Consider the following 21,792-nt stretch of genomic DNA (forward strand, 5'->3'; position numbering starts at 1 on the left):
CTCATGTCATCATCGTTACGTTTCAAACTTGTCTCCTTGCTTGTTCTAATCACTTGCATATCCCTAACTGTTGTAGGGATTACCAACTACCGGCTCTCGAAAGATAAGCTGATTCAACAAATGAAGAAACAATCGATAACTTCCGTTTCCAATTCCGCACAAAACTTATACGATTTCTTATCCATCCGTTTAGCAGAAGCGGAACTTTTAAGTCGGGTTGATGTTATGAAGCATGGGACACTTGAGGAGCGTCTCCAATTTTTGACCCAAGAATTAAAAACAGGCGCTAAACGCTATCATTCTATGGGGATTATAGATCTCAATGGCTCTATGACGCTCACTACCGGACAAACCATTTCTGCAGCAGGGGAACGAAGATTCCAAGAAGCACTAAAAGGGAAAACGTTCATCTCTGATCCTGAAATCAGTCATATAACCGGTAAATACATCATTTCCATTACCGCGCCTGTCTTCAATGAGAAAAACGAAGTGACGAGTATCATAAACATTTCTCTTGATGCGGAACAAACCTTTTTCGAGCATCTTCATACCCCTTTGGAGAAGGGCGAAGTACTTATCGTGAACCAAGAGGGACTCATTCTGTATCATACCGATACACCGCAAATTTTGAACCTTAATATTTTCAAAGAATACCCTTCACTTATGCCCGCCTTTCAAAAAGCGCTGCAGTCGAATGAAGGATTTCTGGATGAATCTTTATACGGCGGCCAAAAAGCTCGGTGGTTTTATGCGCGTGTACCTCAATTAGATTGGTATCTCGCTTATTCCATGCCCCTTTCAGCTTTCGAAGCTCCAACGAGTCCATTGCTTTGGTCGACTATCGGATTAATTATGATGACGGCCGTGGTCATTTTTCTCCTCATTTACTTGACGGCTAATACACTGATTATTAAACGCATCAAGCAAATTCTTCATGTTACAGAATCAGTCGCTGCAGGTAATTTCTACATCAAACCGCTCGTTTTCAAAAGCAAGGATGAGCTGGGTGCTCTTGCCCATTCTGTGAATGGCATGATCGAAAACTTACGTGAACTATTCGAGCCTTTCGAAGCTTTTATTCATCACAATCAATATGCCATGATCGTAACAGACCCTTTCTTTACGATTAACCATCTCAACAGTAGAGCTATACAGCTTCTTGGCTATTCTTTTGCTGAAGTTCATAAGAAAGCTACACCTCTCCTGTGGTTGGATCAAGAACAACTAATGGAAAGAGCCGCGCAATACTCGTCAGAGCTTGGGGAATATGTTCCAGCTGATTGTACCGCCCTCGTGATTCGTTCATTACGTCATCTCAAAGAGGATTCTGAATGGACTTGGCATCACAAAGATGGCACTCGTATTTTCGTTCAGGTTAGTGTCAGTAGTATTACACATCCGAATGGTGAGCTGAAAGGGTTCGTATTCATCGCTCGAGACATTAGCGATATTAAGGAGAGCAATGAGACTAGGGAGAGATTGTTAACGATTGTAGAAAGCGCACGTGATTCCATTCTCTCATTTGATGAGAGAGGCTATATTTTTTATATGAATCAGGCTTGTAAGCGTATAATTGGATTAGATAAACAACAAACCGCCGGCAAACATTTCAGTGAGTATGTAGATATCCAGAATGACATCAATTTCGAAGAGGGTTTGAACACAGCCATTCGGGAAGGATTCTGGGAATTTGAAGCTGAGGTCCTAACGAAGGAGAAACGGCAAATATTCATTTCCGTCATCATCGTTCCCCATTGCCCAGGAGACAAAGCTGGTTGTTATTTCTCAGCCATTACGCGAGATATTACGGACCAAGTACATGCCAAAGAGGAGCTGATTCGAGCGAAGCAAGAAGCGGATGATGCTAATCTGGCTAAAGGGATTTTCCTAGCTCGCATGAGTCATGAAATTCGAACACCTCTCAATGGCATCGTCGGACTCTCCTACTTGATGGAGCGAACAAGCATGTCACCGCTACAGAGGGATTATATAAGTAAAATAGCGAGATCCTCGGTATCCCTTTCCAATATTATTAATGACATTCTGGACTTTTCGAAGCTCGAGGTGGACAAGCTAGCGATTGAACATCATGCATTCCAGCTGGATGAGACCATTGACCGTGTCTGTGAAACCCTTAGTGTGCTGCTTGGCCACAAGCCGGTTGATTTTATTTGTGATATCCACGATAGTGTACCGCTTGGACTCATTGGGGATTCGCTGCGCTTGTATCAAGTACTGCTGAATCTAACTAGCAATGCGATAAAATTCACGGAGCAAGGAACGGTCACATTGCGTGTTTATGTGGAACAGTTCCGAGAGGAAGAAGTCCGAATTAGCTTTACCGTCAGCGATACAGGCATCGGGATGGATGAAGAGCAGCTGTCCAAGCTGTTCCAGCCGTTTGTTCAGGCAGATGAAGTAACGAATCGGAAATTCGGGGGTACGGGTCTCGGTCTTGTTATCTCCAAGAACATTATTGAGAATATGGGCGGCACCATCGAGGTGTCAAGCCAACCAGAGTTTGGCAGTGAATTTCGGATTAGCTTACCTTTCACGTTGTCCTTACAACCTATGAAGAAGTCTCAGGCAATCCTCCCGCTGCGCGTATTAATTGTGGAAGATCACCCTTATCTGAACCAAGTGCTTGTCCATACTCTTCAATCCATGTGCACAGAAGCAGCCGGCGTTTATTCTTGGAAAGAAGCAAGGAATGCCATTGAAGTTATTCCCGTAGATGTGATCCTGCTTGATATGGAAGCTGATGATATGTACGGAGAGGAAGTATGGCTGGGCATGCTTGAAGCCTGCAATCGAATGAACATTCTAACGGTTATTTACACCTCTTTATCGGGTAGGGATGCCTTAGAGCAGCTGCCTGCAGCATGGGCTCCACATGCAATTTTGGTCAAACCTATCTCACGGATCGTGCTGTACCAGACGCTGCAAACACTAACAGGCACACATGCCGCGAAGGAACTTATATCCACGACTGACTTCGTACAAACAGAAGAAAGAATGACCAAATTTCATCGTATTCTTTTAGTCGAAGATAATGAAATTAACCAAACGGTCGCTCGTTCGCTGCTGGAAAGCAGTATGAATTGTGACGTTCAATTGGCTTCCAACGGCTTCGAAGCATTAAATGACTTAGAGAATAACGATTACGACTTGATCTTAATGGATATCCATATGCCCGTTCTAGACGGTATTGAGACTACCAAACGAATTCGTCTTGAGCCAAAATGGATGCACATCCCTATCATTGCTTTAACTGCTGACTCTACTTTGGAGAAGCGTTTGGATTGCATTCGCGCTGGCATGAACGAAGTGATCTCCAAGCCTATCATTCCTAGCCGATTATTTGCAGCCGTCGATGCTGTTCTTAGTGAGAAGAATCGGATGGCTGTTCCTGGACTAGATATCGAAGAAGCACTTGGACGGCTTGGCGGAAAAACGGAGATCTATCACGAAATGCTTCGAACATTTTATAGGCAATCCGCTCCTATTATTCCGCAATTAACCCTTTCGATTCAGAAAGGGGACTATGCCGAAGCCATTAGTCAGCTGCATGCGCTGCGCGGCTCTTCTAGCAACCTGTCTGCCAATCGGGTTTTCGCCGCGGCAACTGCCCTAGAAGAAATGTTAGAACATAACGCTGGGCCCGACGAATTAAACGCCAGCATGATCCAGAACCAACTTCTATCAGTTGCCATTGCTCTGGAGGAAGTTTTTCATTCCATCCAAAAATTGCTGTTAGATTGAAAAATACGCTGGTTTATGTCACTATATGCTTATGCTATCTTTGTTTAAGCATGCAATATATACGTATAGGTGGTTAAGTTAATCATGACAGTAGAAGGCGCTCCATATCGCATTTTGTTGTATTATAAATTCGTTACCGTCATAGATCACGAAGCTTTGGCTCGGGAACATTTGGCTTATTGCAAAAAGCTCGGAATTAAAGGCCGTATCCTTATCGCTCCCGAAGGTATTAATGGAACGCTTTCTGGAACGGTCGAACAAACCGATGCTTACATGGCGATGATGCGTCAAATGCCACTGTTCAAAGACATGATCTACAAGATAGATGAAAGTGAACAGCATGCTTTCAAAAAGCTATTTGTTCGTCCTAAAAAGGAACTCGTCACCTTCCGGCTTGAAGAAGACGTGAATCCGAACGAACTCACCGGCACACATCTGAAGCCAAAGGAATTCTACGAGAAGCTCCAGCATGAAGATGTCATTGTCCTGGATGGACGCAACCATTACGAGTACGATATCGGACATTTCCGAGGCGCCATTCGTCCAGAAGTTGAGACTACGAAGGAATTCCCGGAATGGATTCGCAATAATCTCCAGGAATACAAGGACAAACCGATTCTCACCTATTGCACCGGCGGTATCCGCTGTGAGAAGCTGTCAGGTTTCCTTTTACAGGAAGGCTTCAAAGAGGTTTATCAGCTGGATGGCGGTATTGTAAGCTACGGGAAAGACGAAGATGTTCAAGGTCGCTTATTCGATGGCAAATGCTACGTCTTCGACGAGCGGATCTCAGTCCCCATCAATCGTACGGACGAAGATATCGTCGTAGGCAAATGCTACCACTGTGGAACGGCAGAAGATCGCTACATCAACTGCGCGAACGATGCTTGCCACTTGAAGCATATTTGCTGTGAAGCCTGTGAAGAGAAGCATAATAGCTTCTGCTCGAAAGAATGCGAAGAGAAAACGATGAGCACGCTTGAGGCTTAAGCGTTACACTTACAAATAACCTAAGGCGCTGCCTTAGGTTATTCTTTGTTGCAAAGCGTTTCAATAGCACATCCCCCTCAACTTACTCATCCCTCTTCTGTTCTGCGTGGTAACCTAATCTTTCGGCGACCTGCCAAGGTGGCAAGGTGATACTTTTGAGGAACGTGAGTACGCTATTTTGCCGAAAAACCCCGAATTTCATTACAGGAGGAACGAGGATTCGCTATATCGTTGTTTTGTTCCGAAAACGCACAAATTTCATCAAATAGCGAACTGACGTTCCGCTAATTTCAAGTTGTGTTACATTTTCCCCACATTTGCAGAACGTCGTTCCTCTCAGCAGACCATCCTGCGCGCCCGCACTGAATAAGCGCACGAACAAATAACCGCAGTAAACTCAACTCAAAAAAGGGTCCTCTACAAGTCAAATGACTTTAGAAGACCCTTTTTTATGTACTTAAGCTAATTGTTCCACGATGCGATCGGTGAGCGGGTACACCAGCTCCTCTTCTAGGGTAAAATGTTTGAGCAGTATTAAGCAAGCTGTCATTAATTCCGATGCCATCAAATGCAAAAACTCCTCATCTATCGGCACTTTCATCGCATTCACGCCATCTACGAACGCCTGCACCACTCTCTTCGCCAAGTCATGGTCCTGCTCTAAAACAGTCATGGAACGAGAGACAGACATCGCTGTTGTTGGATGTAAATAAGATTGTAGGAGAGGAAATAATTCTTTTTCTTCCCATTCCGAATGCTGTTCCAGCTCTTCAACAAGGGAGAGAATCAGATCTTGGAGTTCAATCAGCTTGCACATTCCTATTGAGCAATCCTCAAGGGAGTACAAGGAAGCAGCCATCGTTCGGATCCCGGAGAGCTGCTCGCGCATCTGCAAATGCTCCTCCTTCAGACGCTCTACGAGCATTGGAAAATAGCCGGGATCCATCATGTACTCCCTATTCGTTCGAATGCTCAAACGGTCATTCATTAGACATCCTCCTTTAAGTTTTCTTTAGAAAACTTTCTTCGCAAGCAAGACAAAGCTAACCCATTCCGCATTATCATTGTATGCGGGATGGGTTAGCTAACATGCGCAGGAAATGTCTTAGAATCAAACCATTATCGAATGCGGCTCTCCGTTAAATGAAACTGATTGACAAGCAGAAGCAATGACTCCGTAATAGCGCCTACATCCCCCGTCGTTTGGCGCACGTGAAGCATATCCTGCAGAAGCTCTTGCACGGTGCGCTCAACCTCCGCCGAGATTTGGCGATTCTCCATGCTTACCGCCGCCACTTTCTCCATCAGCGCAACCACTTCATCCACCACCTGTGTCTTCATGGTGTCGTGCGCATTCGCGCTGCTTAGAATCTCAGAAGCCGCCGCTACAATTTGCGTCCCCTCGAGAACAACCTTGGTGCCTTCTTCCATTGAGATGAAGGCTTCATTCGCATGGCGCTCAATCTGTTCAATCGTGTCGTTGATTTCCGTCGTAGACTTCTTAGTCAGATCAGCCAGCTTGCGAATCTCTCCGGCCACGACTGCGAAGCCCTTCCCGTGTTCACCTACCCTCGCGGCTTCAATGGAAGCATTCAGGGAAAGCAGATTGGTTTGAGCGGAAATCTCTTCGATGACCTTAAGCAGCTTCGGAATTTCTTGCGTCGTTTGCAAAAAAGTCTGAATGGTACGATTCGTTTCAGCGACTTTCGCCGAAATATGATTCATCTTTTCGCCAATACGGTCCACTTCATCCTGCGCCACAGCGATTTGACCCGAAGCCTTCTCTTCCAATTCACGCAGAGTGCCGCTCATATTCTGCGTTACATCCTTAGCAACATCGATGTCCTTGAGCTGACCACGCAAAGAACGAATCATATCATGAATCTTGGTGCTCATGCGTCCGGTCGATTGTTCCGTTGAACCCGTTGAATCGTTCATTCGTTCCTGGCTCCGCTGAACTTCAGCCGCTGCTTGTTTTACCTGAAGCATAATCCCCTCAAGGGAATCAATCATATTATTAATCCACTTCGCCAATTCCCGCGTCTCATCGCCAGCGAACTCCTGCACTTGCAGGCGCTGTGTCAAATCTCCGCTGCCCTCTGCGTTAATGCGGATGAACTTATTCATTTGCGCGAGCTGCCTTACGATCGGCCTGCTGCCTTTTCGCCTTATCATGCTTGCGCCTATTCCTCCATATACAAGACTTACAGCTGCCATAATTACGGATCCCCATGTACTGGAAACATGTCCATTAAGCAGCCAAAAGCCCCCTGCCGAGAGTAATATATAACCTACAATGAACCGCAGCTGCAGCTTGAGCAATTTCCAGTCGATACTGCGAATACGGTATACCTCCTCAAGATCGCCTTCACACATCATCCCCCAAACATCTGGGCAGTGCGGAAGCTGGAAGGTAACACCTTTGCCAATGACAGAAATATGCCGATAATCCGAATAACCTGGAAACTCCACGAATAGGTTGTGCCCCTTTGCAATTGTTCCCGCGATCCCCGGATGAAGCTGTCCCGTTGCTGGATCCGTGAAAATAAGCTCAAGCTCTGTATGCTCCTTTACACCGACAATGCCGTAATCGGTGCGTACGCCATCTTTTAAATTGTCACCATGCGTAAAGGTAAGATCCTCAAAACGGCTGCGAGATAACGCTGTGCCTGGGACAATTTGTTTATTTAACACAGGCTTCGCCATAAATAAATAATTATCTCCGGAGTCCGGATACACATGTCCTGACTCACGCTGAATTAGATCGCCGAGCACATCGTTCGGGACACGTCCGCAAATAGCCCCTTTCCATATGCCGTTAACCATGATAGGAGTAATAAAAGCAAGTGTCATAGCATCGTGAAACGGAGAAGTGCTTGGACCAAACTTTAATGTCAGGGGATCGGAATAAGGTCCAAATAAGCATTTCTTGCCTTTACGCGCTTCCTCTAGCCCTTTTGTAAGATCACTTCCTGAATCATAAGACTTCCCAACATGAGTAGGGGACGTAGAGTGAATCACTGTTGCCTTTTCATTCAATATGAAAATCTCGGAAAAATCAGCACCGCTCTTTAATGCTGCCGCCAACAGCCGTTGAACCATCGAGTCATCCTGTGTCAAGCCTGTAGATCCATGCTCAGAATCAGATATTTGCTCAAGCAGTCGATCCAAATTGGACCAATATGCCTCTACCCAGCTTCGTAAAATTTCAATTCTCGTATGCGCAATCCCTTCGAAGATATGTTCCACATCTTCTTTGAGATGACGATTCAAACGATACGACCACCACAAAGGCAGACCTTTTCGAAATCCCAGCCAATCAAACATACCCCAACCTCCTATATTCACAATTTAGCATATGACTCTATTGTGACTTTATGTAACATTTACTTATTCGACATTTTATAGCTGATTCCGACGTAAAGCAAGATAAAAACAGAAAATTCTCGAAACTTTCAACCATTTGATCTATTTGCGCATTTCTTGTCAGTTAATTTATACGTAAGCTATATTGACATAATTTTCTGATAAATTTACAATGTAATAAAAAAGCAACGTTTTCCATTAGGTTGCGTCATATTTTCTAACACAAAAAGAACTTAGATCAGAAAGGAGGCCTGGTTTCTGCTTCGGGCCCTTATCCTAACGTAGCTTCCGAAAGCATAGCTTAGAAACCAGGAGCTGCGATGTCCAAACCTGAGAATCTGGTCACCACCCCCTATGATCCCCGTCCTTTTTTTGATGAGATGTTTGTGAACTCCTATTCGGTAAGATCACATTATCAAAATGTTTTCCTTCAGTTCATGTCTATGAAGGCGGGGAATTTGAGTAAGCGCCAGACGGCCACCATGAAACGCATGATGGAAGAAGGAATTACGTTTACACTCTACAGCCCTGATCAAGCGGAAGCATTGGAACGAACCATCCCTTTCGATCCGATCCCACGAATCATTCCACGGGATGAATGGCTCAAGCTAGAACGAGGGCTTCAGCAGCGTGTTAAGGCGCTTAATCTATTTCTCAAGGATATTTATCATGACCAGTGCATCTTAAAGGACGGTATTATTCCTAGGAAAATGGTTCTTTCCAATTGCTATTTCCGACCTGAAATGATGCGTCTATCCGTTCCGAATGATGTGTACGTAACTGTATCAGGTATCGATTTAATTCGCGATGAGCATGGCGAATATTTCGTCCTAGAGGATAATTTGCGATCACCTTCAGGCTTCTCTTATTTGTATAAAAGCCGTTCCATCATGACGCACTTATTCCCTGAGCTCGTTTTTAGCCATTCGATCCAAGATATTGAACATAGCTTAAATGTGTTTCTATCCGCATTGCGCAGGCTTAGCCCTTCGGGAAAATCTGATCCTGTCATTGGCTTATTGACCCCAGGCTGCTACAATTCAGCTTACTTCGAACATACGTTCCTTGCCCAGCAAATGGGCATCCAGCTTGTTGAAGGGCACGATCTCGTCGTCATTGATCATAAGGTCTATATTCGCGGGATCAAGGGACTCTGCCAAATCGATGTCTTATATCGAAGAATCGACGACGATTTCTTGGATCCACTTGCTTTTGATCCGAACTCGATGTTAGGTGTAGCTGGAATCATGAATGCTTATCGTGCGGGTAATATTAACATCGTGAATGCCCCTGGAACCGGAGTGGCCGACGACAAAGCCATTTATGCCTATGTTCCAGACATGATTCGTTACTATTTGAACGAAGAACCTATTCTGAATAATGTGCCTACTTATATCCTTTCTAGACCGGAAGAACGTGATCACGTGCTGCAGCATCTAGATGAAATGGTCGTCAAAGAGACCTCGCTCTCCGGCGGTTACGGTATGCTCATTGGGCCTTCGGCCTCTGAGAGTGAGTTGGCAGATTTTCGGCTTAAAATTATTGCGAATCCCGAGCGCTATATCGCTCAACCAACGATTCAGCTTTCCAGAGCTCCTGTCATGATGGACGGTCAAATGGCTGCACGGCATATCGATCTTCGGGCCTTCGTCATCGCCGGCGAGAGCATTCAGGTTATACCTGGCGGACTCACCCGGGTAGCATTGAAGGAAGGTTCACTTGTAGTGAACTCCTCGCAGGGTGGGGGATGCAAGGACACGTGGGTCACTCATTCATAGGGAAACAAATATAGATTGGAGGCCGGCGAACATGGTAATGATGGGACGTACAGCGGAAGCTTTATTCTGGATTGGCAGGTATACGGAGAGAACGGAGAATCACGCGAGGCTAATCGACGTGTATTATCATATTCGCGAGGAGAAAGAGACTAGTAGCGACCAATCGTGGAGCCGATTAATCGATACAATTGGCGATCGTGCCGCATTTACGGAGCAGTACGGGAGCTTCACCGAACAGCATGTCCTCCAGTACATTACACTCGATAAAAATAATTCGAATTCTTTGCTAGCATGCACCAACCATGCTCGCTCTAACCTTCGTAATATTCGCGAGAAAATGCCTGCAGAGCTGTGGGATATCATGAATGGCTTGTATCTCTGGCTAAAAGAAAAAGAAGTACGAGATATCACTAACGATTCGCCTCATTTGTTCTATCGTTTCATTCGCGACACCTTGTCGATGTTTCAAGGAGCAGCCACATCCGTCATGCCGCGTCAAAATGAATGGCACTTCGTGGAAGCCGGCAGATATTTGGAGCGCGCTGAGAACTTGCTGCGCTTACTCCAATCGTTATGTCATGATTACGCTAGGGAAGAGCTCTCTTCTTACCCGCTTATGCTGTCCGTATTGAAATCGGTTAGCGGTTATGAGTCGTATCGCAGGGAACATGCAGACACCGTAAATCTAAGCAGCATTATTAAATTTCTGATGCTTCACGAATCATTTCCACGCTCGGTTAACTTCTCTTTCCAATCCTTGGAGCGTTCCTTGCAGGGCATTCAATTGGAAGACCCCGATTTAAACCTCGCTGTACAAAGACTTGCTAAGCTAGCGGGAAAAGTAAAGGCTAATCTTGCTTGCATGGACGAAGAGGATATTTTATCCGGCAAATTGGAAATGACGTTAAGTGCACTTCGGGAATCCTGTAACGTGATGGGGTTAAGGATGTCAAAAGTCTTTTTTCCCTCCCGGGAAGAGGTCATCGCATGAAAAAGCTGGAGATTACTCATATCACACGCTATTCCTACACCCATACAGCGCAGGACAGTGTCAATGAAGTTCGTTTAACGCCTCTCACTGATAATCGTCAAGCCTGCTATCATCACGCAATCACCACGGAGCCTGCTTCAGCTTTCTTTACGTATTCGGATTTTTTTCATAATCGTGTACATGCTTTTACCGTCAATAAACTTCATCGCGAGCTAACGATTAAAATGGTGTCCACTGTCGTCACGAACGACAACGATAACATTCCGTCAAGCGTCGCTTCTCCTTTCGAGGAGAAAGGGATGAGACTTAGCGATGACTTCCAAAATGAGCATGCGGAGTACTTGCTGCCAACCAGTTATACGGGTTTAACCCCTGAACTCAAGGCATACTCCGATGCCATTTCTGATCAAAATATCCGTTTATACGAATTACTGCGTACGATCTACACAACGATTCATCGTGATTTCACCTATGATCCCTCAGCCACTTCCGTACAGACCACCGTTGGAGAAATGCTTCAATTTAAGCGCGGTGTTTGCCAGGACTACTCCCATTTTATGATTGCCATTTGCCGAGATAAAGGGATTCCTGCTAGGTATGTTAGCGGTTATCACTTTGTTGGCGATCTGCAAGGAGGCAGCACCGAATTCACCCAAGCCTCCCACGCATGGGTAGAGTGCCTGATCCCGGGAACAGGTTGGTTCGGCTACGACCCTACGAACAACTGCGAGGTCAATTGGCGCTATATTAAGCTCGGACATGGCCGCGACTACAACGATATCGTTCCGGTCAAAGGTGTCTATCGCGGCGCCGGTCAGCAAGATTTGGAAGTCATCGTTGATGTAAAGCTGATTGAGTAATTCATACCACGTACGACTCAGCGTTGCTGCCCCGCTTCACTCCCCTCTTTTTTTCCCTTTTTGGCATGGATCAGTAATTAGTGTAGAATGGTGTCGAAGCTACACTACATTGCTAAGAGGTGCTTGAATGGCTATAAGTTTCACTTTATCTATCATAAATCGATTAAAAAAAGAAATTACTGAAACTCAACAAAGAAGTATCGACGAACAGAAAAAAAAGGAAAAAGCCCTTTCAAAAATAAATCAATTACAAAGGGATATAAAATTAAGCACTTCACCCAGCGATTTAAGCAGCAAGATGTCTAGACTTAGTAAATTGAAGGATGAGATTAATAAAATCAACCTTTTACAAGTTGAATTATCCAAACAACTGGTTATTAAAAATGCAGCGCTTAAAGAGCAAACCTCCAAAGATCAACAACGGGACTAGATAAAACCTACTGCGAAAGTGCAGGTATTTTCGCTAAAATCGTTTGAATTGAGGAAAAGCCTGCGATTATGCAGGAATTTTTTTGCTTTTCCATCCTAAGATTAAAAAAACGACAAAAGCCTGCACGATTGCAGGAATTTAGGATTAGGCGTGATTCAAAGAAAAAAGCATGTACAATTGCAGGCTTACCACAACCGTAGTTTCGCTCCAACCATAGAGGGCTTCCACATGTTCATTGAAACACGTGAAAGCCCTCTATTTGTCGTCCACCTTCACACATTTTACAGATATTTCACTAAAATGTTTGAAGTAAATAAAAGGAATTCAAGTTTATATGTGGAATTGATTAAACAACATACTTGATCGAAGTCTAAGGAAATAAATAGGGAGGCTTTCATATGAAATCGACGGGAATAGTGAGAAAAGTAGACGAGTTGGGCCGGATTGTTTTGCCGATTGAGCTGCGACGAACACTTCATATCGATATCGGCGACGCGATCGAGGTTTATGTCGATCCGGAGCGCATTACACTTAAGAAGTATATGCCGGCCTGTGTATTCTGCGGTAATTTCGAGAATATGACCTATTTCAAAGGCAAGCTGGTCTGCAACTCCTGCGTAGAAGAAATTGTTGTTTAAATCCTCATTTCGGTTAAAATAGGATACAAAAAGGGCGTATAACACTCATCCTGAGGGCTATACGCCTTATATGTTTATTTAGAGCTAAACCAAGAAAGTCCGATGGATATGAGAATGCCTGCTATCGCGATCCAAAATAAATAGGAACGAAGCACACGTCCCAAGCTCTTATCCTGCCGATCCAGTACGGCTTTCTTTCGAGAGCCGCTTCCTTGCGTCTCCCCATCTAACTCATCGTTTACTTGTGTGCGCCAATTTACGAACTGAAATCCAATTCCGCTAACCACAATGGAAATCATGAGTAAAATCAAAGAACCCATAAACAGTTTGTCCGATATGGACTGCATCATGCATCTAACCTCTCTGTCTTCACCTATATAGTTCTTCTATTATACTTCAAAACAAACTTTGAATACATACAAAAGCCCCAATCGAGTGAGAGTCGATTGAGGCCTGTTTTACAATTGTGACTTAAAGTGTTTTATCGCCTGGCTTCCAATTCGCCGGACAAAGTCCGCCAGCCTGAAGCGCTTGAAGCACACGAAGTGTCTCATCTACAGAGCGACCAACATTCATATCCGTGACCACTTGGTAACGCAGCACGCCTTCCGGATCGATAATGAACAATCCGCGATGCGCAGCGCCGCTTTCATCGTCTAACACGCCATATGCGCGTGCTGTTTCTTTGGAGAAATCACTGACGAGCGGGAACTTCACTGGACCGATGCCGTTTTGGTCGCGCGGCGTTTGAGTCCAAGCTCTGTGTGTAAACACACTGTCGACCGATGCGCCAACAATTTCACAATCCAGTTCAAGGAACTGCTCGTAATGGTCGCTGAAAGCTGTAATTTCGGTTGGACACACGAACGTAAAGTCGAAGGGCCAGAAGAAGAAAACAAGCCATTTTCCTCTATAATCTTCAAGCGTTATTTTTTCTTCTAAGGTTTCCATATTCTTCGTCGATAGCAAGGAAAATGAAGGTGCTGGAAGCCCTATTTTAGCAAAAGTATGTGAGGGTTGTACGGTTAATTGTGTCATGGTTAGCTCTCCTCTATCTCTTTATTTGTATGATATTAGCTTGCGATTTCAGCCAAAGCTTTTTTGAGTTTGGTAACGTTAAGGCCCAAAATTTTGTGTTCACCAATGACCGTCACAGGCAAAGACATCAAGCCTAAATCGTGAAGCTCTTGCCCGAATTGATCATTCAGATCAATGTTTCTTTCTTCGTAGGAGACATTTTGTTCCGTTAAATACTTTTTCAACTGTTGGCAATAAGGGCAATTTGTACTTGAATAAACAATGACATTCGACATCGGAATTCATCTCCTTGTGGGGTATAGGATTATTTGTATTGCGGGATCAGCTGAGCCCGTTTATTAATAAATTTATCAACCGCCATGGCCGCGATGGCTCCATCAGCAGCTGCGACAACCGCTTGCTTCACCGGTGTGCGTCTAACTTCTCCAGCCCCGAATACACCTGCAACTGGTGATTGCATCGAGCTATCCAGAATCATAAAACCTTCCGCGTCCAACGGAACCTGATCTTGTAGGAAATCTGTGCCTGGTTTACTGCCGGATAGGAAGACAAACACACCATCCACTTGGATTATTTCCTCTGCACCAGAACTCGTGCGTATCCTAAGCCCCTCTACATGCTTGTCTCCAAGCACTTCAAGCGGTTTGGCTTTGTAGAGAAAGTCAGTACGCGGCAATTCTGGAACGTTGTGAACGCCCTGCAGTTCAGGCCGTGGAACTATGAAGTATATTTTATCCGTAAATTTGCTTAACGCTTGCGCTTCTTCCAAGGCTTCCTCTGAATCACCAATGACAGCGACCGTTTTTCCATCGAAAAAGGCTCCATCACACGTTGCACATGTACTAACGCCGCGCCCTAACAAGTTTTCCTCCCCTGGCAGCATACGGTTGCGTCCTTTGGAACCCGTCGCGATAACAATCGATTTGCCCTCATAGATTCCGTCAGCCGTAAATACATATTTCGTATCGCCTTCCACATCTACAGCTGTAATCGTTGTTTGGATGAACTCCGCCCCAAAACCCTTGGCTTGCTCCCTCATCGTATCGAGTAAATCCTTACCTGATAACTCCCCAATGACACCCGGGTAATTCGCAATTTTGTGAGTGATGGCCAATGCTCCTGTATTCGGTGCCTTGTCAATCACTAGTGTCTTCAGATTTCCTCTTGCTGTATAGATAGCAGCTGAAGCTCCCGCCGGTCCAGCTCCAATAATTATGACATCATACATCGCTGTGCACTCCTTCAACTCATATTGACTGTTTGTCCAATGAGAATCCATATCAGATAATAATTATTATAAATAAATAAAAACAAAAGTCAATCCTTTTTGATAATTATTATAAATAAGGAAAGAAGAAGTCTAAAAGAAGTCTAACGACATGAAAATGCCTACTAAGAACCTTGATAAATCAAGGTTTCTTTCTGTTTGTGGGATATTCTTGTCGTTTTTTTATGACAAGAATATCCCTATAAAACATACTGGCGACAAGAAAGTCCCTTTAAAACCTAGCAGTTGTCTGTGAAAAAAGTTATTTAGTTTATAAAAAAGTAGTTAAAATATTGATTACCAATAATCTTTACGTTAAGATATCCTATCATAATGTGATTAATAATCCGATAGACTACCTTAAATTTATCAATAAATATTCATTTTTAACTTGTAGATACTACCCCCAAAAAATTAGACGGACTAATGAAGCACTGCTACGAAATTGCGAGCAGGCTTCTTTTTATTTCTTGGAATAAAATGACATAAAACCACACAAAATAAGAAAACAGATTTCGGGAAGGGGGGAGTGCCATGGAGCAAAGCATTCCAGTGGATGTGAATGAAAATGTTACGATCAATTACGAAGCGTTACAACATATATTTCACCATTGTGAAGATATCGTATTTAGACCGTTAAAATTTACGGATCACTCAGATATTTTACTCGTTTATATTGCAGAGATGACAGACTCGGATAAACTGGAACAGATTATATCGGCATGTATGATTAGTCGCGATTTTGATCGACTGACACAGTATAAAAGTGTTTATCACTTATCGGAAATTGTAGCAAAAGTATTGAAAGGCAGTACGGCCATTTTTTTAGACGGTAAGCCTTTTGCGTATTTAGCAGATCTGACCGATTTCAAACAACGCGCGATTAATGAACCATCCAATGAGGCATCTATTCGCGGTCCGCGTGAAGGATTTACCGAAGACTTAAAAACAAACTTAAGCATGATTCGAAGAAAAATAAGTCATCCCAAACTAAAGTTCGAAAAGCATCAAGCAGGAGAACTGACCAATACGGAGTTTGTCGTTGCGTATATCGAAGAGCAGGTCAAACCAGAGTTGCTTCAAGAAGTCCGAAGAAGACTTCATACTTTTCAAACGAATCAATTGCTGGACTCGGGATATATAGAAGAATTTATTGAGGACAAGACCTTTTCTCTATTCCCGCAAATCCAAAATACGGAACGTCCGGACACCGTATCTGCGAGTCTATTGGCAGGCAGAGTAGCCATTATCGTCGACGGCTCTCCGAACGCTTTATTGTTGCCTATGACATTTTGGGCAGGTTTTCAAGCAGCGGAAGACCATTATGAACGCTTTTTATATGTCTCGGCAGTCAGACTTATACGTTTCCTGCTGGCAATTATGTCTTGCTTACTTCCTTCCGTATATGTTGCGCTTACGACGTTCCATCCACAGATGATTCCGCTTGCGTTGATGCTCAGTATTTCAGTATCGAGAGAAGGTATTCCGTTTCCAACCGTAATCGAAACATTGTTGATGGAACTGATGTTCGAAGGATTGCGGGAAGCTGGTCTTCGGTTGCCTAAAGCAATCGGTTCAGCAGTAAGTATTGTAGGGGCGCTGGTTATTGGGGAAGCGGCTGTCCAAGCTGGATTTATCTCTGCTCCTATCGTGATGATCGTTGCCGGTACCGGAATTGCCTCGTTTGCTTTTCCGAGTTATAGTTTGGCATTGCCGTTTCGAATTCTACGGTTTCCACTTCTGATGTTAGGTGGATTCCTAGGTCTGTATGGTGTCGCCATCGGGATCATGTTCGTCATGATTCATCTTGTGTCGCTGAAGTCATTCGGCGTCCCTTATTTAAAACAGGTAGCGCCTATTGGACGAGAATTCTGGAAAGATACGCTTATACGAATGAATAAACGATACGCATCGGAGCAACGAAGACAATGAGGAAAATGAAGAAAATGAGTTTAATCCTGTGGATTGCACTGACAATGTTAATTTCTGGATGTTGGGACAGGAATGAAATTAATGATTACGCTTTCTGGATTGGAACTGCTCTTGATTTATCAGAGAGCGGAAAACTTCAAAAAAGCGCTCAGGTTGCAGTGCCCGCTAATTTCAAGAGCACCAAAGGGGGAGGGGGAAGCGAGCAAAGAGCAAATATTGTACTTACAGCGACCGGAACTTCAATCGTAGACTTGACACAACAAATTCAAGACAAACTACCCCGGAGGGTTTTTCTTGGACAACGCAGGTCCATTTTCATCGGAGAAAAGCTAGCGAAAAAAGGATTAGTTGATATTATGGATCAATTTACACGAAATACGGATACGCGTATGCGTACGGATATATTTGTTGTGAATAATGGAGAAGGAAAAGATATATTAAAAATCAACAGTCCGTTTAATCAATTCTCAGCGATCGTAGCCGTTGATCAAGACCGATTTTGCCGTTTAGGGGATACTGCCTTACGAGATGTCTTACTCGATGTAGGACGAGATGGCATCCGGCCTTCCATGCCGATGGTTGAGATTTCACCGAATAGTGAACAAGAGAAACATGAAATAATCGAAGTTAAATCCGTTGCTATCTTTAATAAAGACTTGCAAATGGTCGGGAAAGTGAGCGGGAGAGAATCCCTGGAAATGTTTTGGGTTAAAGGTGTGTTAAAAGATCAATTTCTTACTGAAGAAACGGAGGAAGGCAGCATATCGTTATACGAATCCAATTTAAAAAGATCCATTCGCACAGAATTTAAAGATAATAAACTTAAAGCCTACGTGAAGCTAGAGGGAACAGGAAGAGTCCTTGAAAACAACACGAATACGGATATTTCCGTAACCGCAGAACGAACGCCGTTAGAACGTAAGCTTAATGAAATCAAAGCAAAGAAAGTAGAAGCAACCATTAAGAAAATGCAGCTTCAATATGGTCAGGATGTGTTTGGAATCGGAGAAGAAATTCACAAAGAACACCCTTACCGATGGAAAGAACTTCGTAACAGCTGGGATCAAATATTCCCGACAGTTGAAGTATCGGTTAATGTCAAATTGAAAATTCAGAATATGGGGAATATTGGAAAACGCATCCCGGGAATAGGAGAAAGAACGTGAAAATCTCGCCTTGGCAGTTGTTTTGGATGCTCACAACGTTAGAAATTTCAATGAGTATTTGGCTTACTGTATCTCCATCGATCGAGATTGCTAAACAAGACGCATGGATCTCTCTAGCGGTGGCAGGTGCAATTGGACTAGTTGTGACATTGATTTTAGTGCGAGTTTGTCAACGGCATTCTTCACACACACTGGTGGAGTTTGCACAAAAGCTTTTTGGGAAGTGGGTCGGAAAGCTAATTGGTGCGTTGTATATTTTGATGTGGTTTTCAGTATCAGCAGATATACTGAGAATATTCTCCTTATTTATTAAGCAATTTCTTTTTCACGATACTCCGATTTGGGTCATAGCAGCTCTTATGGTCGCTGCTATGGTTTACATAAACTACGCAGGAAGTATCGAAGGTATTGCTCGCTTCAGTGAAATGGCAGGACCATTGCTTCTGGTCGGCATTGTCATTACTTTTGGATTAAATTTAACGAATCTGCACCCAGCGCTTCTTTTACCGATATATGCAGACTCTGGGGTAATAGCTATATTGAAGGGGTCATTGGTGAATGCATCATTTCTAGGAGAGTCCATGATGATCATGATGTTAGTGCCTTTTATTGCGAATTCTGAAAAGATGCTTAAGCCCACACTACTAGCGATCTGCATTCCATCCTTGATTGCCGTACTTACGGCAATTTTTGTAATTATGACATTCGGAACAAATATCGGATCAACCTTAATTTTTCCGTATTTTAGTATGGTTCGATTTATTAATTATCTAGAATTTATTCAAAACATGGATGTCTGGATTATGTTCATCTGGATTTTCAGTGTATTCGTAAAGTTAGCCATTTACTTGTTCATCAACAGTTATGGAACTGCACAATTGATTGGCATCAAGAACTGGCGGGTAATGATTGGATTTGCTGCAACCGCCATTTTCACTATTTCCTTAGTGCCTGCAAACGTCATAGGTCTGTTGGATTATGCGAAATTCGTATGGATTATTTACATTTTTCCAATTTTCATCGTTGGACTACCGATTATTTTTTTGCTCGTTAGTAAAGTAAGAGGCAAATCACTCGCACATGAATAGAAATAGATCGGCTACGTGATCTATTTAACCCAAAGATATGCTTTATCCTTACCATTTTGTTTGGCTAAATCAAAAATGACTGTAACACATTCGAGGGATTTTCATGTCGCATAGTTCGTTTTTAAGGTATTTTTTTGTCATGAAATTCTGCGATTTTAATGTTTGTAGTGGTATTTTTGTCGCTAATGGGAATAGATTCTTGTCGTTAGACTACTGTTCATACAATCGATGATGTTGCTGCGAATAAAGAACCCTTATTAAGTCACCAACATAAGAGCTCTCACTACTATCTATTGGAACGCATAAACGTCTTCTAATTCCAGAGCCACCTCTTTAATATCATAGCCGGCTAGTCGAATCGCTCGGATTCGCTCATCCACCGGGACAGGATCGCTGCGCAATGCCCTCATTAACCACTGCACCCATACAGCAATGTCTTGTTTCAAACACACGAATGCGAAAAAGCCTGCCCTCAGATCCGCTTCTTCCGGAAAAACATCGGATACCACGCAGGGGACTCCTGCGGCTTGCGCTTCTATCAAAACCATAGGCAAACCATCTTTGAATGAAGGAAGAACCATGACATCAAATTCCTGAAGGAGCTCAGAAATATCGTCTCGCAGTCCTAGTAGATGAACGCGATTTTGGATTCCTTTTTGCTCGATCAATGCTAGAATCTGAGGCCGCAATGCACCATCCCCCACCAAAATAAGCCTCGCATTCGGCACACGGTACAGCAGCTCTTCAAAAATCTCAATCAGAAATGTATGATTCTTTGCTGCGCTAAACCGTCCAATATGACCAATAATTGGTTCATTGGGTGGAATATGCAACTGCTCGCGGAGCGTCATGGGTTTCTGTAATCTACTTGCAAATCGACCGACATCGATCCCATTACGCACCATTCTGCCGCGTTTATCTTTAACCCATTGATACCCGAATAACGCCTGACTTATCGTGATCGAGCTGCTTACCCAGCTGGTGGCAATTCGCCTTATCATGTTCCTTTTTAGCCATCGAGATATCTTAGTCGTTGAAGAAGAGTATGTAAAATCACTTGTACTGTGATAATGCGCAATACGAATATCAATGCCATACAGCTTTGATGTTAACAAAGTTAAGACACTAGCTTCATATGTATGATTATGTAAAGCATGGAAGGGGCCGTGTTGTTGAATCGTCGACTTTAACTCATATATGTAACCCATCCAGCCCGCTCTAGGTCTCTGCAGGATGAATATCCTTCCACCAAATGCTCGTATTTCTTCATCGTAATCAGAAGGATTATGTGTGTGGACAACAAAATCAAATTGAATCTTTGATCGATCCAAGTGCCGATACACGTTCATAATAAAGCTCTGCGCTTCTCCACGATTCATATCACTAATATGATGTAAGATCCGAACGGGTTGATCGCTCAATACACATTCCCCCTTAAAGTTGTACAGGTAATTTTTGAAAAAGCTGAATTCGTATTCTATGGTTTAGATGAATGTATGCCAAAGGGGAAAATCAAGAGGAATAGTAACCGAGAGAGTAATTTATGTAAGCGCTATCCAAAAAGAATTGTAGCATGAAAACTACAGATTTCCTACTTAAATATTAAGATTTGATAAAGAAATTTAGGTTATTTCATCCAATACATGTAATAAATGATAAAACGCCATGTTTCGGGGTAAAGGAAATGTGGTAACAAAATACCGAGAAACTTTCTGATAAGAAAGCATCTCGGTTCTTATACATTATCAAGTTAGGCTTATATTGTCTAAATACCTGGATAACCCGGGGAATATGGCGGGTATGGGTATGGACATTGACATAGATAATCCTGGTATGGATATGGACATGGACATGAATATGGATATGGATATGGATATGGATGTGGATAGTAAGGCTGTGTCGCATTCAATAAATAAGGGGCTACAACCAAAGGCAGCAGATTATTCACTCCATGTCCAAAGTGATGAAACCCGCCATGCCCTGGGAAGCCATGATGACCGGGGCCAATATGACCAGGACCGCCATGTCCGGGGCCGCCATGCCCTGGACCCCCATGCCCTGGACCGCCATGACTAGGGCCGCCACCGTGAGGCCCACCTACTGGCGGACGAAATTCTTGCTCTTCTGGTTTCGTCATCTTGAAGATCACTCACATTCTTGTATAGTTAATTGCCTACAATACTGTATGTGTGCGATTGCCTAGTTGGTGACCATTTCACAAAAAATTGGGCGTTTATTTTCATACACATGGTAACAAGCTTATTATTTCCGGTCTTTCCAGATATCGCAGAGTCCTACGAAAAAAACAACAATTGTCGTGATCACAATAAACCGAATATCCCAAGCGTTCGGGAAATCATTCACCTGAGTACCCGAAGCACGAAGAACAAGAACAAACAAGAGCAGTACTAAATCAAAAAACATACAATAAGCCATACGAGCTGAAAGCTTATGGAGTGGGAGTTTGTCCATTATTTTGGCGAATC

The 21,792-nt window shown here is 43.5% G+C and carries 19 protein-coding genes; 11 read left to right on the forward strand and 8 right to left on the reverse strand.

The features are described 5' to 3' along the window. The first annotated feature begins 3 nt into the window (after positions 1 to 3). Positions 4 to 3,762: a response regulator gene (locus NYR53_RS27240; protein ID WP_261302229.1), complete on the forward strand. Its 3,759-nt coding sequence runs from the start codon at positions 4 to 6 to the stop codon at positions 3,760 to 3,762. Positions 3,763 to 3,846: 84 nt separating this feature from the next. Then, positions 3,847 to 4,752, forward strand: a complete 906-nt coding sequence (trhO, locus tag NYR53_RS27245) for an oxygen-dependent tRNA uridine(34) hydroxylase TrhO (protein WP_261302230.1) — start codon at positions 3,847 to 3,849, stop codon at positions 4,750 to 4,752. A 457-nt stretch (positions 4,753 to 5,209) separates the two neighbouring features. On the opposite strand, the gene NYR53_RS27250 is transcribed toward trhO, so the two are convergent. Both NYR53_RS27250 and NYR53_RS27255 read right to left on the reverse strand, forming a co-directional pair. Then, complete coding sequence (locus NYR53_RS27250; protein ID WP_261302231.1) at positions 5,210 to 5,740, reverse strand: hemerythrin domain-containing protein; 531 nt, start codon at positions 5,738 to 5,740, stop codon at positions 5,210 to 5,212. 131 nt (positions 5,741 to 5,871) lie between these two features. Beyond that, positions 5,872 to 8,079 (reverse strand): methyl-accepting chemotaxis protein, encoded by a 2,208-nt coding sequence (locus NYR53_RS27255; RefSeq protein WP_261302232.1) that lies wholly within the window; start codon positions 8,077 to 8,079, stop codon positions 5,872 to 5,874. Positions 8,080 to 8,438: 359 nt separating this feature from the next. Between NYR53_RS27255 and NYR53_RS27260 the strand changes: the two genes are divergently transcribed. The 5 genes from NYR53_RS27260 (at position 8,439) to NYR53_RS27280 (ending at position 12,815) form a co-directional block, all read left to right on the forward strand. Further along, positions 8,439 to 9,896 (forward strand): circularly permuted type 2 ATP-grasp protein, encoded by a 1,458-nt coding sequence (locus tag NYR53_RS27260; protein WP_261302233.1) that lies wholly within the window; start codon positions 8,439 to 8,441, stop codon positions 9,894 to 9,896. Positions 9,897 to 9,927: 31 nt separating this feature from the next. Beyond that, complete coding sequence (locus NYR53_RS27265; protein WP_261302234.1) at positions 9,928 to 10,887, forward strand: alpha-E domain-containing protein; 960 nt, start codon at positions 9,928 to 9,930, stop codon at positions 10,885 to 10,887. Then, on the forward strand, positions 10,884 to 11,747 hold the full coding sequence (locus NYR53_RS27270; protein ID WP_261302235.1) for a transglutaminase family protein: 864 nt from the start codon (positions 10,884 to 10,886) through the stop codon (positions 11,745 to 11,747). Before NYR53_RS27265 ends, NYR53_RS27270 begins: the two co-directional genes overlap by 4 nt. Positions 11,748 to 11,874: 127 nt before the next feature. Beyond that, positions 11,875 to 12,177 (forward strand): hypothetical protein, encoded by a 303-nt coding sequence (locus tag NYR53_RS27275; protein ID WP_261302236.1) that lies wholly within the window; start codon positions 11,875 to 11,877, stop codon positions 12,175 to 12,177. Between the two features lie 398 nt (positions 12,178 to 12,575). Next, entirely contained in the window at positions 12,576 to 12,815 is a 240-nt protein-coding gene (locus NYR53_RS27280; RefSeq protein ID WP_261302237.1) for an AbrB/MazE/SpoVT family DNA-binding domain-containing protein, read from the forward strand. 74 nt (positions 12,816 to 12,889) lie between these two features. Here the strand turns inward: NYR53_RS27280 and NYR53_RS27285 are convergent, their stop codons facing one another. The 4 genes from NYR53_RS27285 to NYR53_RS27300 all read right to left on the reverse strand — a co-directional run bounded on the left by NYR53_RS27285 (position 12,890) and on the right by NYR53_RS27300 (position 15,081). Beyond that, a complete protein-coding gene (locus tag NYR53_RS27285) occupies positions 12,890 to 13,165 on the reverse strand; it encodes a hypothetical protein (RefSeq protein WP_261302238.1) in 276 nt (91 codons plus the stop codon). A gap of 121 nt (positions 13,166 to 13,286) precedes the next feature. Continuing rightward, a complete protein-coding gene (locus tag NYR53_RS27290) occupies positions 13,287 to 13,853 on the reverse strand; it encodes a peroxiredoxin (protein ID WP_261302239.1) in 567 nt (188 codons plus the stop codon). 35 nt (positions 13,854 to 13,888) lie between these two features. Next, positions 13,889 to 14,128, reverse strand: coding sequence for a glutaredoxin family protein (locus NYR53_RS27295; RefSeq protein ID WP_029196850.1), 240 nt, complete (start codon positions 14,126 to 14,128; stop codon positions 13,889 to 13,891). 29 nt (positions 14,129 to 14,157) lie between these two features. Then, positions 14,158 to 15,081, reverse strand: coding sequence for an NAD(P)/FAD-dependent oxidoreductase (locus NYR53_RS27300; protein WP_261302240.1), 924 nt, complete (start codon positions 15,079 to 15,081; stop codon positions 14,158 to 14,160). Between the two features lie 573 nt (positions 15,082 to 15,654). Between NYR53_RS27300 and NYR53_RS27305 the strand changes: the two genes are divergently transcribed. From NYR53_RS27305 to NYR53_RS27315, 3 genes are read left to right on the forward strand one after another with little or no spacing between them, the layout of a single operon-like run. Then, on the forward strand, positions 15,655 to 17,052 hold the full coding sequence (locus tag NYR53_RS27305) for a spore germination protein (RefSeq protein ID WP_261302241.1): 1,398 nt from the start codon (positions 15,655 to 15,657) through the stop codon (positions 17,050 to 17,052). Positions 17,053 to 17,066: 14 nt separating this feature from the next. After that, complete coding sequence (locus NYR53_RS27310; protein ID WP_261306537.1) at positions 17,067 to 18,218, forward strand: Ger(x)C family spore germination protein; 1,152 nt, start codon at positions 17,067 to 17,069, stop codon at positions 18,216 to 18,218. Further along, positions 18,215 to 19,306 carry a GerAB/ArcD/ProY family transporter gene (locus NYR53_RS27315; RefSeq protein WP_261302242.1) on the forward strand — a complete coding sequence of 364 codons (1,092 nt, stop codon included), beginning with the start codon at positions 18,215 to 18,217 and terminating at the stop codon, positions 19,304 to 19,306. The genes NYR53_RS27310 and NYR53_RS27315 overlap by 4 nt, the downstream gene beginning before the upstream one ends. Before the next feature lie 290 nt (positions 19,307 to 19,596). Here NYR53_RS27315 and NYR53_RS27320 read toward each other — a convergent pair whose 3' ends face one another. Further along, complete coding sequence (locus tag NYR53_RS27320; protein WP_261302243.1) at positions 19,597 to 20,727, reverse strand: glycosyltransferase; 1,131 nt, start codon at positions 20,725 to 20,727, stop codon at positions 19,597 to 19,599. Between the two features lie 379 nt (positions 20,728 to 21,106). Between NYR53_RS27320 and NYR53_RS27325 the strand changes: the two genes are divergently transcribed. Continuing rightward, the gene (locus NYR53_RS27325; RefSeq protein WP_261302244.1) at positions 21,107 to 21,382 is read left to right on the forward strand and encodes a hypothetical protein; all 276 of its coding nucleotides are present in this window, start codon (positions 21,107 to 21,109) and stop codon (positions 21,380 to 21,382) included. 186 nt (positions 21,383 to 21,568) lie between these two features. On the opposite strand, the gene NYR53_RS27330 is transcribed toward NYR53_RS27325, so the two are convergent. After that, the gene (locus NYR53_RS27330; RefSeq protein WP_261302245.1) at positions 21,569 to 21,778 is read right to left on the reverse strand and encodes a hypothetical protein; all 210 of its coding nucleotides are present in this window, start codon (positions 21,776 to 21,778) and stop codon (positions 21,569 to 21,571) included. Positions 21,779 to 21,792: the final 14 nt, after the last annotated feature.

Source organism: Paenibacillus andongensis (genome assembly GCF_025369935.1).
GTDB lineage: Bacteria > Bacillota > Bacilli > Paenibacillales > NBRC-103111 > Paenibacillus_E > Paenibacillus_E andongensis.

Coding starts and splice junctions, on each gene's coding strand:
- NYR53_RS27330 (WP_261302245.1), bottom strand. CDS start 21,778: ATGGACAAACTCCCACTCCATAAGCTTTCAGCTCGTATGGCTTATTGT.
- NYR53_RS27255 (WP_261302232.1), bottom strand. CDS start 8,079: ATGTTTGATTGGCTGGGATTTCGAAAAGGTCTGCCTTTGTGGTGGTCG.
- trhO (WP_261302230.1), top strand. CDS start 3,847: ATGACAGTAGAAGGCGCTCCATATCGCATTTTGTTGTATTATAAATTC.
- NYR53_RS27325 (WP_261302244.1), top strand. CDS start 21,107: ATGGGTATGGACATTGACATAGATAATCCTGGTATGGATATGGACATG.
- NYR53_RS27290 (WP_261302239.1), bottom strand. CDS start 13,853: ATGACACAATTAACCGTACAACCCTCACATACTTTTGCTAAAATAGGG.
- NYR53_RS27250 (WP_261302231.1), bottom strand. CDS start 5,740: ATGAATGACCGTTTGAGCATTCGAACGAATAGGGAGTACATGATGGAT.
- NYR53_RS27275 (WP_261302236.1), top strand. CDS start 11,875: ATGGCTATAAGTTTCACTTTATCTATCATAAATCGATTAAAAAAAGAA.
- NYR53_RS27285 (WP_261302238.1), bottom strand. CDS start 13,165: ATGATGCAGTCCATATCGGACAAACTGTTTATGGGTTCTTTGATTTTA.
- NYR53_RS27240 (WP_261302229.1), top strand. CDS start 4: ATGTCATCATCGTTACGTTTCAAACTTGTCTCCTTGCTTGTTCTAATC.
- NYR53_RS27270 (WP_261302235.1), top strand. CDS start 10,884: ATGAAAAAGCTGGAGATTACTCATATCACACGCTATTCCTACACCCAT.
- NYR53_RS27260 (WP_261302233.1), top strand. CDS start 8,439: ATGTCCAAACCTGAGAATCTGGTCACCACCCCCTATGATCCCCGTCCT.
- NYR53_RS27295 (WP_029196850.1), bottom strand. CDS start 14,128: ATGTCGAATGTCATTGTTTATTCAAGTACAAATTGCCCTTATTGCCAA.
- NYR53_RS27310 (WP_261306537.1), top strand. CDS start 17,067: ATGAGTTTAATCCTGTGGATTGCACTGACAATGTTAATTTCTGGATGT.
- NYR53_RS27265 (WP_261302234.1), top strand. CDS start 9,928: ATGGTAATGATGGGACGTACAGCGGAAGCTTTATTCTGGATTGGCAGG.
- NYR53_RS27280 (WP_261302237.1), top strand. CDS start 12,576: ATGAAATCGACGGGAATAGTGAGAAAAGTAGACGAGTTGGGCCGGATT.
- NYR53_RS27300 (WP_261302240.1), bottom strand. CDS start 15,081: ATGTATGATGTCATAATTATTGGAGCTGGACCGGCGGGAGCTTCAGCT.
- NYR53_RS27305 (WP_261302241.1), top strand. CDS start 15,655: ATGGAGCAAAGCATTCCAGTGGATGTGAATGAAAATGTTACGATCAAT.